Genomic DNA, 16,743 nt, shown 5'->3' with positions numbered 1-16,743 from the left:
CTTCCGCAATTGCGGAAGGTTTTTCTTATTTTTCAATAACGCTCATATTTAAATTATAAGCTTTCTCAATATTTAACTTGTACGTGCCATTTCCAGTTTTAATCGAATTTTTATACCAATGTTCTTGGTTGTTTAATTCTGGATGTTCTTCTGAAGAAGTATTTTCGTTTTTCGTTAAATCTTCTACTTGTTCCCAAGGTGTGCTTCCGTGTGTTTCTTTTTGATTCGTTACTGCTGTTAAAGATACATCACTCTCTTTTGCAAGATGGACAGACACTCTTGAGCTTTCTTGTACAAACCAATTATTTTGTAATTGACCTGGATAAAGAGATAGTTCGTTATTTGAAGCACGGATTTCCACATTTTTATTTTGCGGAAGAACAAGCGTTGGTTTCACCTGTGGTGCTGAATTAAATAACGTATGCTGAACAGGTAATGATTTTAAAGTGATATACATCGTTTCTCCAGCCGTTTGAACTGAAAGGAAATCATCTTGTTTTAAATTGAGTTTTTCATTTGCTTTCGTCGTCATTTCATAAGTTCCCAAAAGATGAATTTGATTTGTATTATTTCCCTCTATCGTTAGAGGCTGATGTCCTGCATCTACTACGATTTTTTTGATAGATTCAGGTATATCAAATTGTCCGTCTGGAATATTACTCGTTTGCCTCGTTGTGTTAATAGAGTGACGAACTTCTTCTAGTAATCCAGTTGATAATAAACAGTAAAAAGCAATTCCGACGCTTCCTAAAACGCCGATAAAGAAAATACTAAAAATATCATATTTAATAAATGATTGTTCCTTCTTAGAAAATAGAAGGTATAGAAAAACTTCGGCTCCAAGTATGATTAGTAAAACTGGCCACCATGCAGTTAGTGTATCTAATACTTGAATTCCTTTTACGACTGAAAATAGTAAAAAGCATCCTAACGATATAATAGAAAGCCCCATTGAGAATGTTCCAACACGCCAAGTCCTCATTCGTTTGTCCCACCTTTGTTTTCTTTATTTCCAAGTAACAATTTAAAGCCGCCGCCAATTAAAAGGAGCGCAACGATAGATGTTTGGAAATAGCGATAATATAGTTCACTAAGATGAATATTAAATATAGTTACAAAATAATCATTCAAAATAGGAAGGACTGTTTGATTTAATAAATAATAACCACCGAGTGTAATTAATCCGATACCGATCCATCTTTGATGATTTATAAAATAATCGATAATGGGTTCGTCTTGAACTCGTTCTTTTCCGTATTTTGCTGTTTGCTGTAACGCATCAAAAAAGCTATAGAACCAAATGATTGGTACTAAAAATAAAAATGCAGAAAGTCGTAATAAATCGAGTAAATAAATAGATAGTAAAAAGGCTGCCATAAGCTGAAGACCACGGCGTTGTAAGCCTAAATACATATGACCTGCTCCAGGGAACATTGCTAAAATAGAAGCAAATGTTTTATTCTTCTTTCCTTGTTCACGATGCTCTTCAAACTCTTCGAAAATAGTACGATCATCTAGTTGCTCGCCACGTTCTTTTTTCTGGAGTTGCTGAACAACATCGAAGAAATTGTAAATCCATAAAACAGGTAATGTAATAAGGAAGATAAGAAAACTTTCTTGCGATGTTAAAAGTGCAACGAAAATAATCATACTTCCGATTCCTGTGCAAGCTACTAAAAATGTAAGTCCACGTTGCATAAGTCCTAATTGGAAATGGCCAAGTCCAGGGATGATGGATAGGAGAATGATATAAAATCGTTCGCTCTCTTTAGAGGATGTTGTCAATTCTCCAGCTTCTTGTTTTTTCGTTTGGTTTATAATGGTGATAACTAAATCTAGTAAGTTAATTACCCATAGAACAGCTAGTAAAAATAGAGAAAGAAAAGCAATATCACGTTCTCTTACTACTATTGTACAAAATACTGCAAAGGAGAATAGAAATAAAGATCCTCCGCTATATAAAATAAACCGTCCTAGCTTTTTTAAGTATAAATGTCCAAGCCCAGGAATTAGCCCTAATACAAGTGCTAAAAAGGGGTTTTTATTCATGCTTTAAACCTCCGTCCTTTTTTGATGTGTCTACCGATTTGTTTACAATTTGTTGTGAGATAGAAGACTCGTTATGTTTTGAAGATTTCTCGAAATTTGATGTCGCTGTAAAAATATATTGGAATAAACCACTTACCATAAAAATAATTGTAGCCGCAGTCGCAATTATGTAGTGAATGATTGTGCGCTTTAGTGAGTTTGTTTTTATATTTTCATTAGACTGTAGTGTTTCAAAATTAATTTGCGTCATAACTTCGTTCGTAAATGAATCATCATTTATCATTGGAAGGTTTTCATGTTGTTCATCAATACTTTCCATATAAAGTGCTAAACAATCATCACATTCATAAAGATGTTCTTCCATAGATTCACGTTCATTGCTTTCTATAAAATCTAATGTATAATTGCGCCAATCTTCTTTTGAATAATGCATCATAGAAACTCTTCCTCCTTCCAATGTTTTTTAATCCATTTTCGTGCCCGATACAGTTTCATTTCGACTGTTTTCACTTCGATGTTTTCCTGTAAAGCAATTTCTTGATAACTTTTTTCTTCTAAGTAATGTGCGAGAACGACGTCACGGTAATTTTCGGGAAGTTCTCTCAGTTTTTGAGCGATGAGTAATTTCTGCTCTTTCGTCAATAATAAAGCCTCAATATTATGAGAGGACTTTATATTTTCCTCAGCTTCTTTACATAAGGAGAGTTCTTCACTTTCTCTAGCTTTCTTTCTCTTATAATCAATAGCGTGATTGGTGGCAATACGCGCCATCCACGTTTTTAATCCGCGAAATTGATAATTAGGGAGAGAGGCGTGAATTTTTACGAATACTTCTTGTGTAACATCTTTCGCATCTTCTTCATGTCTTAAAATAGAAAAGATAACTTGGAAAATATAATGACGATATGTTTGCACAAGGATACGAAAAGCATGTTCGCTTCCTTGTTGTGCTTTTTCAATTAATTGTTTTTCCTCAATGGGTCTCTCCCTCCTTTTTGACGCATTCTATTATATAGACGTAAAGAATGATAAGTCACCCTACACATTTTATAAAAAAGAATAATATATTTTTTGTAGGAGAGCTAGATGAAAAAAGGTGTGAAAAAATGGTAAAGAGAAGTATATAATGAGCAAGTAGGAAATGTTACACGGAGAAAGGATGTGAATGTTAGTAGGGGAAGGTCCATACTAACAAACATGAAAATTAAAATATTAATAGCAGATGATAACTCTTTTATTAGAGAGGGCATGAAAATTATTTTAAATACATACGAAGAGTTTGAAGTAGTAGATACAGTAAATGATGGGAAAGAAGCAGTGGAGTATTGCAAAAAGAACGACGTTGATATCGCTCTATTAGATGTTCGCATGCCAAATATGAACGGGGTAGAGGCGACGAAATTCATTTGTGAAGAGACGAAAACAAAACCGCTTATTTTAACGACGTTTGATGATGATGAATATATTTTGGATGCAGTAAAAAACGGAGCGAAAGGTTATTTATTAAAAAATAACGATCCGGAGCGTATTCGTGATGCGATAAAAGGAGTATATAACGGTCAAACTGTTATGCAAGATGTTGTCCTCGATAAAATTAAGTCTAATTTAATGGAAAGTAAAGAGGAAGAATGTAAAATTGATAAGAGTCTTTTCACAGAAAGGGAGCTTAGTATTATCGCATTAATTGCAAAAGGTTTCTCAAATAAAGAAATTTCGAAACAGCTTTTTATATCTGAAGGAACAATTGCAAATTATATTACGTCAGTTTTAGGGAAAACTGGACTTGAACATCGCACACAAATTGCGATTTATTACTTAACAGGGAAAGTAGATTAATGATATGGAATTTTGGCTAACTGTAAGTAAATTAATTGTCTTTTTATATATTGTGTTTAGTTATATTTACGCAAATGTAGTAAATTTACCGTGGGTTATATTTACTTTACTTATTTACCTCTCTGTAAACGTAATGATTTCTATATTTAAAAAAGATACGTATAAAAAAATATTAATTTGTATGTCAATTGGCGTAGTTATGTTATTTACATGGAGGGTTCATCCATTTTTTATTTTGTTTTTACCTTTGAATTTATACGAAATTACATTCCATTACATAGAAAAGAATTGGCCACGCTTTGTCATTATGATGCTCCCAATTACAATTGCAGATGAAAGTATTCGAATGACTTATGGATTAATTGTTGCATTTTCTTTTCTCGTTTTAACTATTGCAGATCGATATATATCGCGTGTAGTAAAGCTTGAATCGCAAAATGATAAGATGCGAAAAGATATGCAACGACTTACGAAAAGCTTACATGAAAATAAAGAGTACATAAGACAATCTGAATACACATTTAAGTTAGAAGAGAGAAATCGGTTATCACAAGAAATTCATGATAAAATTGGCCACTCGATGACGGGTGCACTAATTCAAATGGAAGCAGCAAAGAGATTAATGGGGATAGATAAAGAAAAATCTGCGGAGTTATTACAAAATGCAATTCATATTTCAAAAGATGGAATTGAAAGTATTCGCATTACATTAAAAAATATGAAGCCACCAACTGAGCAAATTGGCATTCACCGCATGAAATTATTCATAGAGGAATTTGCCGGTAAGAATGATGTGAATATTCCTTTCGTGTACAAAGGGAACCTAGATATGATTTCTCCCATTCAGTGGAAAATTATCGGTGAGAATGTTACAGAAGCACTAACAAATGCAATGAAATATGCTGATGCGACAGTTATTTCTATAGATATTCATGTGCTTAACAAGATGGTTAAGGTGCAAGTAAAGGATAACGGAAAAGGGGTAGCTCTTGTTAAAAAAGGTCTCGGTATTATGGGGATGGAGGAGCGAACGGCGTCTGTAAACGGAAAAATTATTGTAGATGGGACAAGTGGTTTTTCAGTAACGATGTTGTTGCCAATATAAAGAGAATGGTACGAGGATGAACCATCTCATATGAAAAAAGTGAATATTCTCATGTGAAAAGAATGAACTTCTGCACTGAGCAGGTTCATTCTTTTTGTTTATACTAAAAGCAGAGAAACCGAAATAGGGGTGAAAATGATGAATACATTAGAAATTAAAAATTTAACGAAAAAATTTGGTGATTTCATCGCAGTTGATAATATGTCTTTATCTATTAAAGAAGGAGAAATATTTGGCTTTTTAGGATCAAATGGTGCTGGTAAGAGTACAACGATAAATATGATTGCTGGTTTGTTAAGAAGTAATGAAGGTGAAATTAGCATACTAGGAAAAAATATAAAGAAACATAATCGATTTGCGAAAATGAATATCGGTATTGTTCCACAAGATATTGCGATTTATGAAGAGTTAACTGCCTATGAAAATGTGAAATTCTTTGCTGGATTGTACGGATTACGAGGAGCCGAATTAAAAGCTAGGGTAGAGGAAGCTCTTCAATTTGTAGGACTTAGTGATAAACAGAAAAGCTATCCGAAGAACTTTTCTGGTGGGATGAAGCGAAGACTGAATATCGCTTGTGCAATTGCTCATAGACCGAAGTTAATTATTATGGATGAGCCGACAGTTGGAATTGATCCACAGTCAAGAAACTACATTTTGCAGTCAGTACGTAAATTAAATGAAATGGGAAGTACAATTATTTATACGAGTCACTACATGGAAGAGGTAGAAGAGATTTGTACAAAAATAGCGATAGTAGATCACGGTAAAGTAATTGCAGAAGGAACGAAAGAACAGTTAAAAGCAATTATTACTGATACGAAAGATATTTGGATTGAAGTGAAGTCGGTGGAAAATTTAGACGTGGAAAAATTAAAAGAGATAAACGGTGTGAAAGCAGTTCAAATTGAAGAAAACGTAATTAAAGTGAATTCTGATGGGGGATTAAATAATTTAAATAAAATCATTCAATACTGTATCAATCATGATATTGAAATTCGTTCATTAGAGGAGCAGGCTCCCAACTTAGAAACAGTATTCCTTACATTGACGGGAAGAAACTTACGAGATAAATAAAAAGTAAATGAAGAAAAGGTAAAGGGAGGTTCATCAATTGAACATCTTCAATATTGCAATTATGCATATTAAAAGAGATTTCAGAGACGTAAGAACTTTAGTTTTTATGTTAGCATTTCCGATTGTGCTTATGCTTGTGTTAGGAACAGCGTTAACGAATGCATTTAATAGTGATAGTCATTCGATTAAAGATATACAAGTGCTATATAAAGATGAAGCGAGTAGCACGTTTTCTCAATCATTTGAAGCATTTACGAAAGAAGTGGATAAATCAGGTATTCATTTTAAAAAAGCTTCCGGCAGTATAGATGGGAAAGAAGAAGTGAAGAAAAATAAATATGCCGCTTATGTAGAGTTAAATAAAGATGGTGCAAAATTTTATGGAAGTGACAAAAGTAGTATTGAGGGAAGTATTGTGGAAGGAATGCTTACAACATTTGTTGATAAGTACAATGTAGCGGTCGAAGTTGCAAAAGTAGATCCTACTAAGGTTAGTACGGTTATTTCAAATGGAAATCATAATGATTATATAAAAGAAACATCTTTACAAGCTGCGAAAAAACCAGGTTCTATGGATTACTATGCGGTTGTAATGACAACGATGATTGCACTATATGCTGCGATGGGAGCGAGTTCTTTAATTCGAGGAGAACGAATACGTAAAACAGGAGATCGTCTCATTGCTGCACCTATAAGTAAAGCTGAAATATTCATTGGAAAAGTACTTGGTAGCCTAGTAGCAAATGCCCTGTGCATATTACTCGTCATGTTATTTAGTAAATTTGTTTTTCAAGCGAATTGGGGCGACCATCTTGGAATCATATTTCTTATTTTATTAACACAAGTCTTTCTAGCAATTAGCTTCGGTTTAGGAATCGGATATATTACGAAAACAGCTGAAGCGTCTAGGGCAATTATTATGGTTGTTGTGCAATTAGCTTCTATTTTTGGAGGTGCATATTTCGTAGTAGAAGAAAATTTTGTTACGAATTTATCGCCATTAACTTGGGCAAATACAGCTGTTATGAAAATTATTTATGCAAATGATGTAGGGGCAGCACTACCAGTCATTTCTTTAAACATTGGAATTTCAGCACTCTTTTTATTAATTGCAATTATTGCATTACGTAGACGGGAGGGGCTATAGTATGAAGGATATTTTATGGCTCATACAAAAAACGTTATCTGTGCTTTTGAAAAATAAAAAAAGTTTACTCATTATAATTAGCTTGCCGATAATAGGGACGCTCATTTCCTTCTCGATATACGGAAATGCAGGGCAAGGAACGTTAAATATCGGGATTGTAAATAAAGAAAATGAGCCAATAGCAAATGATACGATAAAGTTTTTAGAAGGATTAAATCATGTGAATGTGAGTAAGGTTAAGGAGTCTGAAGTAGAAGATAAACTCACTTCCAAAAAACTTGATGGAGTTATTACATTAGATTCTGGTTTTTCAAAAAGTGTTCGAGAAGGGGAACCAGAGCATATTGAAATTTCATCGATTAAAGGTGATCAAGTAACAGGATTTATAAAATCATATTTATATAATTATATTGATAATATAGCAGCTATTAGTAAAGTAGCAGGAACAGATCAAAGTACATTCGACAATATGTACGCAGGGTATCAAAAAAGTTCATTTAAAATGAAAACTGAGACGCTAGAAGATACTTCGAAAAATAAAGATATGACAAATCAAACGATGGGTTACCTTATTATGTTTATGCTGTTTTCAGCAGCGAACTTATCAGGTCATATTTTAAAAGAAAAAGAGAATAGAACGTACTTTAGACTATTATCAACGCCGATAGATGGGAAGAAGTTCATATTATCTAATGTCGGGGTAAATATGATAATACTAACAGTACAAATTTTGATTACAATCCTATTCCTAACGAATGTTTTTCATACGAATATCAATATGCCTTTCATAGTGATGATTGGTGTACTCATGCTATTTGCTTTAATAGCGATTGGAATATCGTTAGTCCTTGTCGCTTTTTCGAAAAACTCAGCATCAGCAAATGCACTGCAAAATATGATTATTGTACCGACATGTTTACTGGCTGGATGTTATTTTCCTTATGACATTATGCCAAAAGCGGTACAAAAAGTAGCTGATTTTCTTCCGCAGAGATGGCTATTAGACACAGTATCAAAACTACAACAAGGAATTCCAATTTCAGATTTGTATTTAAATATTTTAATCTTATTTGCCTTTGCGGTAGCATTCTTCTTAATTGCTATTTATAAGTTTGGAAGAAATAATGATGCGAGAAACTTTATTTAATATGAAAAGGGTGTGACGTTAAGTCGCATCCTTTTTTGTATGAAGCATGAAATCTAAATTTGAATGACAAAATAGAAAGGTGGAAAGAAAATGAGCGGAAGGAAATCAAAATGATTAAAAAAATATTGCGAGTTACTTCTATTGTAATTACTATTTTCGTTTTTGTTTTAATTTGGATGCATATTGACGTTACGCTCGGAAGAAAAATGGAAGTCGGGAAAAATATGCCGACAGAGTACGCTCCTCATTATAGTGATTTTCAATTATATGTAGAAGGAAAGTCATTTTATAAACAGTTATTTACTGATATAAGAGAGGCGAAGCAATCTATTTACACGTACTTTTTCATTTTGTCGGATGATAAAAGTAGCCATACTTTTTTAAACTTATTAAAAGAGAAGGCGAGAGAAGGAGTAAACGTATATTTATCTGTCGATTTACTTAACGATTTATCATTTGAAAGAAAGGTGAAAAAAGAATTACAGGAAAGTGGCGTGCATTTTACATATAGTAGAAAACAGGAATTACCATTCGGGTTTTATTCCCTACATCATCGTAATCATCGCCGTATTACGACGATTGATGGGGAGATTGGCTATACAGGCGGATTTAATATAGGAGATGAGTACTTAGGGAAAGATAAGCGATTTGGATATTGGCGTGATTATCATGTACGGCTTAAAGGAGAAGGAGCAAAAGATTTAGAAGAGCAGTTTGCTTTAGATTGGAAACGAGATACGAAAGAAGAGATAAAGAGGAGTACGAATAAAGCTAGTAAAGGGAATACATTACATACTATGACTAGTTACAATGGGCATTACGTTGCTGAAAAATATATAGAGCTCATAAAACAAGCTCAACACTCCATTGTAATTGCAACGCCGTATTTTATAGCAAAAAATAAAGAGTCCATGAATGCTTTAATCGCAGCACAAAAGCGTGGTGTTACAGTAAAAATACTTTGGTCATATAAACCAGATCTACCTCTTATAAAAGAAGCGGCGTATCCATACATACGTCAAGCTGTTAATAATGGGATTACTGTATATGGGTATAAAAAAGGAATGTTCCATGGTAAATTAATGCTTATTGATAATGAATTAACCGTTATTGGTACAACAAACTTTACTTCGCGTAGCTTCAATATAAATGATGAAATGAATTTTTATATTTATGGTGGTCCTATTGTAGGACAAGTTAATAAGGCGTTAACAGAGGATTTTCATGATTCGAAAGAAATGACGAAAGAGTTTTTTGAAAAGTTATCTTTTTGGGAGCGTTGTAAGGAGAAAGTGGCGGGATTGGTTGACTTCTATTTGTGATGATGAATTAGGAAAGGGTGCCTACAAAAGGCACCCTTTTTGGTGGGGAATTATTATTTTTCATGCACCAGCATCGTAACATCATCATTGATCAACGTCCCCACATGTTCGCCTAAACATATTTTCTTCATGACACCAGGCTCATCAAAGTTAAAGACGTGTGCTGGTAAATTGTAGTCCCGGGCAAGCAGTAATGCCGCTTGATCCATGACTTGTATATTTTGTCTAACGACATCATTATAGTTTAGTTTGCTGTACATTTTTGCTGATTTATTATGCTTTGGATCACTTGTAAAGACGCCATCGACCCCTTGTTTTGCGACTAATATGGCATCACTATTCATCTCGATGGCTCTTTGTACACTTGGATAATCTGTTGTCACGAACGGTTGGCCGTTTCCGCCTCCAAAGATAACGATATAACCGTTATCTAAATGGTGGACTGCACGCAAGCGAATGTATGGTTCAGCTACTGCATTAAATGGAATGGAAGTCATAACGCGTACTTCTCTATTTGTTTTACTTGTTAAAACACCGCGAAGCATTAAGCTGTTAATGATTGTACCTAGTGTACCGATATTATCAGCTTCTACGCGATCGATTCCCCATTCTTCAGCTAGATGCCCCCTAAAAATGTTACCGCCACCGATGACGATGGATACTTCGATACCTAAATCAACAATGGATAAAATTTCGTTTGCGATATGTTCTAATCGTTTGGAGTTAAAGCTATTTCCAGTTTGATCGGCAAGTGCACCGCCGCTTAATTTAATTAAGACACGTTTATATGGTCTCATAACAATTCCCCCTATATAGATCGCAATAAAAAAGGAACAAAGGCGAATGCCTTTGTTCCTTTTTAAGAAAATGAAAAAGAAAAGAAGAAGATAGGACGAATTGCTTTGTATAGTTTTTCATAACATCCACTCCTTTTCCTTTTGATTTGTTGTAAGTATATATCTTTTTGATTATACGAAATAATCTGATTGCTTATCAAGTTTATTTTATCGTTTTTTAACAAAATGGTGTCAATGAAAAAAAGAAGAAAAATATTTGAATTTTTTGTGACGAACTTGTAGGTTTTTGTATGATTTTGTAGGTTCGCTTATAAGATGTGTGAGTAGCTTTTATAAATTCAAATTGAAAGCGTTCGCATGAAGGGGATGAACATAAATGAAAAAATTCGGATTGGCAACACAAATTTTTGTCGCGCTTGTTTTAGGGATTGTAGTAGGGGCAGTCTTTTATGGCAATAAAACGGCGATTTCTTATATCACACCAATTGGGGATATATTTATTCACTTAATTAAGATGATTGTAGTACCAATTGTTATTTCAGCATTAATTGTTGCGGTAGCTGGTGTAGGAGATATGAAAAAGCTTGGGAAACTGGGCGGTAAGACAATTCTTTATTTCGAAATTATTACGACGATTGCTATTTTAATGGGATTACTTGCAGCGAATATATTCCAACCAGGTACTGGTGTTGATATGAGTAATTTACAGCAAAGTGATATTTCTTCTTATAAACAAACAGCAGATGCAACGGAGAAGAAAGGTTTTGCTGAGACAATTGTTCACATTGTACCAAAAAACGTATTTGAATCGATTGCACAAGGTGACCTATTACCGATTATATTCTTCTCAGTATTATTCGGCTTAGGAGTTGCGGCAATTGGGGAAAAAGGAAAGCCTGTTTTTAACTTCTTTGAAGGCGTACTCGAAGCAATGTTTTGGGTTACAAATCAAGTTATGAAATTTGCACCATTTGGTGTATTCGCATTAATTGCCGTTACAGTTGCAAAATTTGGTGTAGCAACATTACTTCCGCTAGGAAAACTAGTGCTAGCTGTATACGTAACTGTTATACTATTCGTTGTGATTGTATTAGGTATTAATGCACGAATGGTTGGAGTAAACATTTTTACATTAATAAAAATTTTAAAAGAAGAACTGATTCTTTCGTTTACGACAGCAAGTTCAGAAGCTGTTTTACCTAATATAATGAGAAAAATGGAAGAGTTCGGTTGTCCAAAGGCAGTTGCCTCTTTCGTAATTCCGACAGGTTATACATTTAACTTGACTGGATCGGCTATTTATCAAGCGTTAGCGGCATTGTTTGTTGCCCAAATGTACGGTGTGCACATGTCACTAACGGAGCAAATAACGTTATTATTCGTTCTCATGTTAACATCCAAAGGTATGGCGGGAGTTCCAGGTGCATCGTTCGTTGTTGTATTAGCAACGTTAGGTTCAATGGGGCTACCACTAGAAGGTATCGCGTTAATTGCGGGAATTGACCGCATTTTAGATATGATTCGCTCATCTGTCAATGTATTAGGAAATGCATTAGCGGCCATTGTTATGTCGAAGTGGGAAGGCGAATTCGATAATGAGAAAGCAAAACAATATGTAGAAACAGTCAAAGAAACAAAAGCAGCATAAGAAATCGTTAAGGAGTGAATAATCATGGCAACATTAACTGAAGTTAAAAATGGTGTTCGAATTGAAAAAGATTTTTTAGGTGAAAAAGAAGTACCAAACTATGCATACTATGGCGTACAAACAATGCGTGCAGTTGAAAACTTCCCAATTACAGGATACAAAATCCATGAAGGTTTAATTAGAGCATTCGCAATTGTAAAAAAAGCAGCAGCACTTGCGAATACAGATGTAGGAAGATTGGAATTGAACAAGGGTGGCGTGATCGCAGAAGCTGCTCAAGAAATTCTTGATGGAAAATGGCATGATCATTTCATCGTAGATCCAATTCAAGGCGGAGCAGGTACTTCAATGAACATGAATGCAAATGAAGTCATTGCCAATCGTGCTCTTGAATTATTAGGAATGGAAAAGGGAGACTATCACTATATTAGTCCAAATAGTCATGTAAATATGGCGCAATCAACAAACGATGCATTCCCAACGGCGATTCATATCGCAACATTAAATGCATTAGAAGGCTTATTACAAACGATGGGTTATATGCATGATGTATTTGAATTAAAAGCAGAACAGTTCGACCATGTTATTAAAATGGGTCGTACACATTTACAAGACGCTGTGCCAATTCGCCTTGGACAAGAATTTAAAGCGTATTCTCGCGTACTTGAACGTGATATGAAACGTATTAAGCAATCACGTCAACATTTATATGAAGTAAATATGGGAGCGACTGCAGTTGGTACAGGCTTAAATGCAGATCCAGAATATATTGAAGCAGTTGTAAAACATTTAGCTGCAATCAGTGAATTACCGCTTGTTGGTGCAGAAGATTTAGTAGATGCGACGCAAAATACGGATGCTTATACTGAAGTATCTGCAGCACTTAAAGTATGTATGATGAATATGTCTAAAGTTGCGAATGACCTTCGTCTAATGGCATCAGGTCCACGTGTTGGTTTAGCTGAAATTATGTTACCAGCTCGTCAACCAGGTTCTTCTATTATGCCAGGGAAAGTAAACCCTGTTATGCCAGAAGTTATTAACCAAATTGCGTTCCAAGTAATTGGTAATGACCATACGATTTGCCTTGCTTCAGAAGCAGGACAATTAGAATTAAATGTTATGGAACCAGTACTTGTTTTCAACTTACTGCAATCAATTAGCATTATGAATAACGGTTTCCGTGCCTTTACAGATAATTGCTTAAAAGGAATTGAAGCGAATGAAGATCGCTTAAAAGAGTATGTTGAGAAAAGTGTAGGAATTATTACAGCCGTGAACCCTCATATCGGTTATGAAGCTGCAGCTCGCGTTGCGAAAGAAGCAATTGCGACAGGGCAATCCGTTCGAGAACTTTGTGTGAAAAATGGTGTACTGTCACAAGAAGACTTAGAGTTAATTCTAGATCCATTCGAAATGACACATCCAGGGATTGCAGGAGCAACTCTTTTAAAGAAAAATTAAAAGAAGAGGGGGGACAAGCCCCTCTTTTTTGTTTACAATATAGAAATGCTATATATGAATAGAGGTAGGGATGTTATGAGCAAGTTTACAGTAGCTTCTAATGGTGCATTAGAAACAACATTAAGAGGAGCAGAAGTATTATCAACACCACTTTTAAATAAAGGGGTAGCTTTCACACAAAATGAAAGAGAAGAGTTAGGTTTAAAAGGGTTATTACCGCCAGCGGTTTTAACGTTAGAAGAACAGGCACGCCGAGCATACGAACAATTTAGTTCGCAGCCGGATGATTTATTAAAGAATGTATACTTAACTGCGTTACATGATCGAAATGAAGTATTATTTTATCGTATATTAACAGATCATTTACGTGAAATGTTACCGATTGTATATACACCAACTGTCGGTGTAGCAATTCAAAGGTATAGCCATGAATATCGTAAACCACGTGGTATTTACTTATCAATTAACGACCCATCAGGTATTGAAGAAGCGTTTGCCAATATCGGTGCAACAGCTGAAAATATTGATTTAGTCGTTGTAACAGATGGAGAAGGTATATTAGGAATTGGTGATTGGGGTGTTGGCGGTATTAATATCGCAATCGGAAAATTAGCTGTTTACACTGCCGCAGTTGGAATCGATCCTAGCCGCGTATTACCGGTAATATTAGATGTAGGTACAAACCGTGAGGAACTATTAAACAACCCATTTTATATTGGAAATCGTCACCCTCGTATAACAGGTGAATCTTACGATGAATTTATTGATACATTTGTTCAAGCGGTAAACAAACAATTCCCGAAAGCACTTTTACATTGGGAAGACTTTAGCTCTCGTAACGCACGAAAAATTTTAGATAAATATCGTCATGACGTATGTACGTTTAATGATGATATTCAAGGTACAGGTGCAGTTTCACTTGCTGCTGTATTATCAGCGGTGAAAGCTTCTGGTGTACCACTGAGTGAACACCGCGTTGTTGTGTTTGGCGCTGGTACAGCTGGAATCGGTATCGCAGATCAAGTAAGAGATGCAATGGTCCGTGCTGGCTTATCAGAAGAAGAGTCACATAATCGTTTCTGGTGTATTGACCGAAACGGATTAGTTACAGATAACATGGAAGATCTTCTTGATTTCCAAATTCCATATGCAAGAAAAGAAGCAGAAGTAAGTGAGTGGAAAGAAAATGATGTAATCGGACTTGCTGAAGTTGTGAAACATGTACAACCGACAATTTTAATTGGTACATCTACTGTGGCGGGCGCATTTAAAGAAGAGATTATTAAAGAAATGGCTTCTCACGTAGAAAGACCAATCATTTTGCCAATGTCGAATCCGACGCCACTTGCTGAAGCAAAACCAGTAGATTTAATTGAATGGACAGAAGGAAGAGCGTTAGTTGCAACAGGAAGTCCATTTGAACCAGTTACGTATAACGGTGTAACGTACGTTATCGGGCAATCAAATAATGCACTTATTTTCCCGGGGCTTGGTCTTGGAACAATTGTAGTACGTGCAAGCGTTATGACGGATGGGATGTTCGCAGCAGCTGCTGAAGCAGTTGCAAGTATGGTAGATACAAGTCAGCCAGGCGCACCTATTTTACCAGAGGTCGAAGAATTACGTAATATCTCAGAAATGGTTGCAATTGAAGTAGCGAAAGTTGCAGTTGCAGAAGGTGTTGCAAGAGTGAACTTAAGTGATAACGATATCAAGATGGCAGTGAAAGAAGCAATGTGGAAGCCAGAGTATCGCCAAATAAAAGCGGTAGAAAAGGTTAGAATATAGAAAAAAAGCCCGTTTATAACAATAAGCGGGCTTTCGCTTTTACTACTGAAAAAAGTATAGGAAGTGGCACCTTTGAATTGGAATCAATTATGGAAGAAAGATATGTCCCTTTTAATTATATTAATGGTCGTTGTTCCGATTGCTGGGGAGCTGAACTTTCATCCCTTTAATGATACGTTTCGAGTTAGCTTCGGTACACCGCTATTCTTCTTTTTATTATTATTTTTAAGAAGAGTACCAGCAGGAGTTGCAGGTATTCTTGTTGGTATATCTGTAGTCTTATTTCGAGTATGTCTTGACTGGATCATGCAAGGTTCATTTCATATGACAGAATCATTTTATTTGCGTTATCCTGTGTTCTTCTATTATTTTATTTATGGCAGTCTTTTTTCGCTTTGCAGGGTAAATAAGTTCCATCAGAAACCAATCATTATTGGATGCCTTGGAATTTCAATTGAAATTGTTGCAAGTATGTCAGAACTTGCGTTTTATCACATGTTAGTACTCGGTACAACAATAACGATTTCTGAAGTAAATAAACTTATTATCATTGCTATTTTTCGTAGTTTCTTTGCACTTGGTTTTTTAAATATGATGAATTTATATGAAACGAAATTAAAAGAATCGCAAGTTCGAAAAGAAAATGAAAATATGTTAATGCATCTTTCTAATTTATATGTGGAATCTGTTCATTTGAAAAAGACGTTACAAAATGCGGAGTTAATTACACAAGAAGCATATCAACTATATCGAAATTTACAAGTAAGCGCTGATTCAAGTAGTAAAACAGCATTGAAAATAGCGGGGGAAGTGCATGAAATAAAAAAGGATAACCAAAGGATATTTGCAGGGTTATCTAAACTGTTATTAGATAAAAATGTGGCTGAATATGTAGAAGGACATGAGTTAGCAGAAATGATTGTTAGAATAAACGAGAAGTATGCTGAAATGCTAGAAAAGGATATACGTTTTTCTAAACATATAGAAGGTGAGCATGCTGCATACCACGTGTATACAGTTCTATCAATTTTTAATAACCTCGCTGCAAATGCAGTTGAAGCAATTGAAGATAAAGGTGTCGTTATTATTAAGCTATATAAAAGAGATCAACATATATTTTTTGAAGTAATTGACGATGGACCTGGTATTGCACAAAAGTATAAGAAATTAGTATTTAAGCCAGGATTTACTTCCAAGTATGATCAAACGGGAACACCGTCAACTGGTATTGGGCTTTCTTACATAAATGAAATGGTAACAGAGCTAGGCGGAGAAGTGAGATTAGAAGGCCGAGAAAATAAAAGAGGATGTAAGTTTATCGTTTGTTTACCAGAGGGTAGTTTAAAGCGGGAAGGTGAATAGA

Annotated in this window: 15 protein-coding genes; 10 read left to right on the top strand and 5 right to left on the bottom strand. The window is 35.0% G+C overall.

The window, feature by feature from the left end; genetic code table 11:
• Positions 1-25 precede the first annotated feature (25 nt).
• Genes exsE through ACS2FK_RS16135 form a run of 4 tightly spaced genes read right to left on the bottom strand, consistent with a single transcriptional unit; the run spans position 26 to position 2,964 of the window.
• Positions 26-982 (bottom strand): exosporium protein ExsE, encoded by a 957-nt coding sequence (exsE, locus tag ACS2FK_RS16150; protein ID WP_063547008.1) that lies wholly within the window; start codon positions 980-982, stop codon positions 26-28.
• Positions 979-2,049, bottom strand: a complete 1,071-nt coding sequence (locus ACS2FK_RS16145) for a hypothetical protein (protein ID WP_063547009.1) — start codon at positions 2,047-2,049, stop codon at positions 979-981. Before ACS2FK_RS16145 ends, exsE begins: the two co-directional genes overlap by 4 nt.
• On the bottom strand, positions 2,042-2,485 hold the full coding sequence (locus ACS2FK_RS16140; RefSeq protein WP_063547010.1) for a hypothetical protein: 444 nt from the start codon (positions 2,483-2,485) through the stop codon (positions 2,042-2,044). The genes ACS2FK_RS16145 and ACS2FK_RS16140 overlap by 8 nt, the downstream gene beginning before the upstream one ends.
• Entirely contained in the window at positions 2,482-2,964 is a 483-nt protein-coding gene (locus tag ACS2FK_RS16135) for an RNA polymerase sigma factor (RefSeq protein WP_230387339.1), read from the bottom strand. Before ACS2FK_RS16135 ends, ACS2FK_RS16140 begins: the two co-directional genes overlap by 4 nt.
• Before the next feature lie 282 nt (positions 2,965-3,246).
• On the opposite strand from ACS2FK_RS16135, the gene ACS2FK_RS16130 reads away from it, so the two are divergent.
• The 6 genes from ACS2FK_RS16130 (at position 3,247) to ACS2FK_RS16105 (ending at position 9,683) form a co-directional block, all read left to right on the top strand.
• Complete coding sequence (locus tag ACS2FK_RS16130; RefSeq protein ID WP_000694106.1) at positions 3,247-3,885, top strand: response regulator transcription factor; 639 nt, start codon at positions 3,247-3,249, stop codon at positions 3,883-3,885.
• 4 nt (positions 3,886-3,889) lie between these two features.
• Positions 3,890-4,990 carry a sensor histidine kinase gene (locus ACS2FK_RS16125; protein ID WP_063547011.1) on the top strand — a complete coding sequence of 367 codons (1,101 nt, stop codon included), beginning with the start codon at positions 3,890-3,892 and terminating at the stop codon, positions 4,988-4,990.
• A gap of 138 nt (positions 4,991-5,128) precedes the next feature.
• The gene (locus ACS2FK_RS16120; RefSeq protein ID WP_063547012.1) at positions 5,129-6,067 is read left to right on the top strand and encodes an ABC transporter ATP-binding protein; all 939 of its coding nucleotides are present in this window, start codon (positions 5,129-5,131) and stop codon (positions 6,065-6,067) included.
• 37 nt (positions 6,068-6,104) lie between these two features.
• On the top strand, positions 6,105-7,214 hold the full coding sequence (locus tag ACS2FK_RS16115) for an ABC transporter permease (protein ID WP_001020154.1): 1,110 nt from the start codon (positions 6,105-6,107) through the stop codon (positions 7,212-7,214).
• 1 nt (position 7,215) lies between these two features.
• Positions 7,216-8,361: an ABC transporter permease gene (locus ACS2FK_RS16110; RefSeq protein ID WP_063547013.1), complete on the top strand. Its 1,146-nt coding sequence runs from the start codon at positions 7,216-7,218 to the stop codon at positions 8,359-8,361.
• Positions 8,362-8,471: 110 nt separating this feature from the next.
• The gene (locus ACS2FK_RS16105; protein WP_063547014.1) at positions 8,472-9,683 is read left to right on the top strand and encodes a phospholipase D-like domain-containing protein; all 1,212 of its coding nucleotides are present in this window, start codon (positions 8,472-8,474) and stop codon (positions 9,681-9,683) included.
• Positions 9,684-9,736: 53 nt separating this feature from the next.
• On the opposite strand, the gene pyrH is transcribed toward ACS2FK_RS16105, so the two are convergent.
• Complete coding sequence (gene pyrH, locus ACS2FK_RS16100; protein ID WP_001248059.1) at positions 9,737-10,480, bottom strand: UMP kinase; 744 nt, start codon at positions 10,478-10,480, stop codon at positions 9,737-9,739.
• 376 nt (positions 10,481-10,856) lie between these two features.
• On the opposite strand from pyrH, the gene ACS2FK_RS16095 reads away from it, so the two are divergent.
• The 4 genes from ACS2FK_RS16095 to ACS2FK_RS16080 all read left to right on the top strand — a co-directional run bounded on the left by ACS2FK_RS16095 (position 10,857) and on the right by ACS2FK_RS16080 (position 16,742).
• The gene (locus ACS2FK_RS16095; RefSeq protein ID WP_000713291.1) at positions 10,857-12,128 is read left to right on the top strand and encodes a cation:dicarboxylate symporter family transporter; all 1,272 of its coding nucleotides are present in this window, start codon (positions 10,857-10,859) and stop codon (positions 12,126-12,128) included.
• A gap of 24 nt (positions 12,129-12,152) precedes the next feature.
• Positions 12,153-13,592, top strand: coding sequence for an aspartate ammonia-lyase (aspA, locus tag ACS2FK_RS16090; protein ID WP_000224199.1), 1,440 nt, complete (start codon positions 12,153-12,155; stop codon positions 13,590-13,592).
• 75 nt (positions 13,593-13,667) lie between these two features.
• Complete coding sequence (gene malS / locus ACS2FK_RS16085; protein WP_063549276.1) at positions 13,668-15,380, top strand: oxaloacetate-decarboxylating malate dehydrogenase; 1,713 nt, start codon at positions 13,668-13,670, stop codon at positions 15,378-15,380.
• 63 nt (positions 15,381-15,443) lie between these two features.
• Entirely contained in the window at positions 15,444-16,742 is a 1,299-nt protein-coding gene (locus tag ACS2FK_RS16080) for a sensor histidine kinase (protein ID WP_080469767.1), read from the top strand.
• The last annotated feature ends 1 nt before the right edge of the window (position 16,743 follow it).

The organism is Bacillus cereus group sp. BceL220, from assembly GCF_051776965.1.
Lineage (GTDB): Bacteria > Bacillota > Bacilli > Bacillales > Bacillaceae_G > Bacillus_A > Bacillus_A cereus.
The sequence above is the reverse complement of the archived record's forward strand: the minus strand, read 5'-3'. Positions and strand labels throughout refer to the sequence as shown.

Bases quoted from the DNA above. Each gene is read 5' to 3' on its own strand.
- ACS2FK_RS16110 (WP_063547013.1), top strand. From the start codon at position 7,216: ATGAAGGATATTTTATGGCTCATACAAAAAACGTTATCTGTGCTTTTG.
- ACS2FK_RS16120 (WP_063547012.1), top strand. From the start codon at position 5,129: ATGAATACATTAGAAATTAAAAATTTAACGAAAAAATTTGGTGATTTC.
- aspA (WP_000224199.1), top strand. From the start codon at position 12,153: ATGGCAACATTAACTGAAGTTAAAAATGGTGTTCGAATTGAAAAAGAT.
- pyrH (WP_001248059.1), bottom strand. From the start codon at position 10,480: ATGAGACCATATAAACGTGTCTTAATTAAATTAAGCGGCGGTGCACTT.
- ACS2FK_RS16125 (WP_063547011.1), top strand. From the start codon at position 3,890: ATGGAATTTTGGCTAACTGTAAGTAAATTAATTGTCTTTTTATATATT.
- ACS2FK_RS16105 (WP_063547014.1), top strand. From the start codon at position 8,472: ATGATTAAAAAAATATTGCGAGTTACTTCTATTGTAATTACTATTTTC.
- ACS2FK_RS16145 (WP_063547009.1), bottom strand. From the start codon at position 2,049: ATGAATAAAAACCCCTTTTTAGCACTTGTATTAGGGCTAATTCCTGGG.
- ACS2FK_RS16130 (WP_000694106.1), top strand. From the start codon at position 3,247: ATGAAAATTAAAATATTAATAGCAGATGATAACTCTTTTATTAGAGAG.
- malS (WP_063549276.1), top strand. From the start codon at position 13,668: ATGAGCAAGTTTACAGTAGCTTCTAATGGTGCATTAGAAACAACATTA.
- exsE (WP_063547008.1), bottom strand. From the start codon at position 982: ATGAGGACTTGGCGTGTTGGAACATTCTCAATGGGGCTTTCTATTATA.
- ACS2FK_RS16095 (WP_000713291.1), top strand. From the start codon at position 10,857: ATGAAAAAATTCGGATTGGCAACACAAATTTTTGTCGCGCTTGTTTTA.
- ACS2FK_RS16140 (WP_063547010.1), bottom strand. From the start codon at position 2,485: ATGATGCATTATTCAAAAGAAGATTGGCGCAATTATACATTAGATTTT.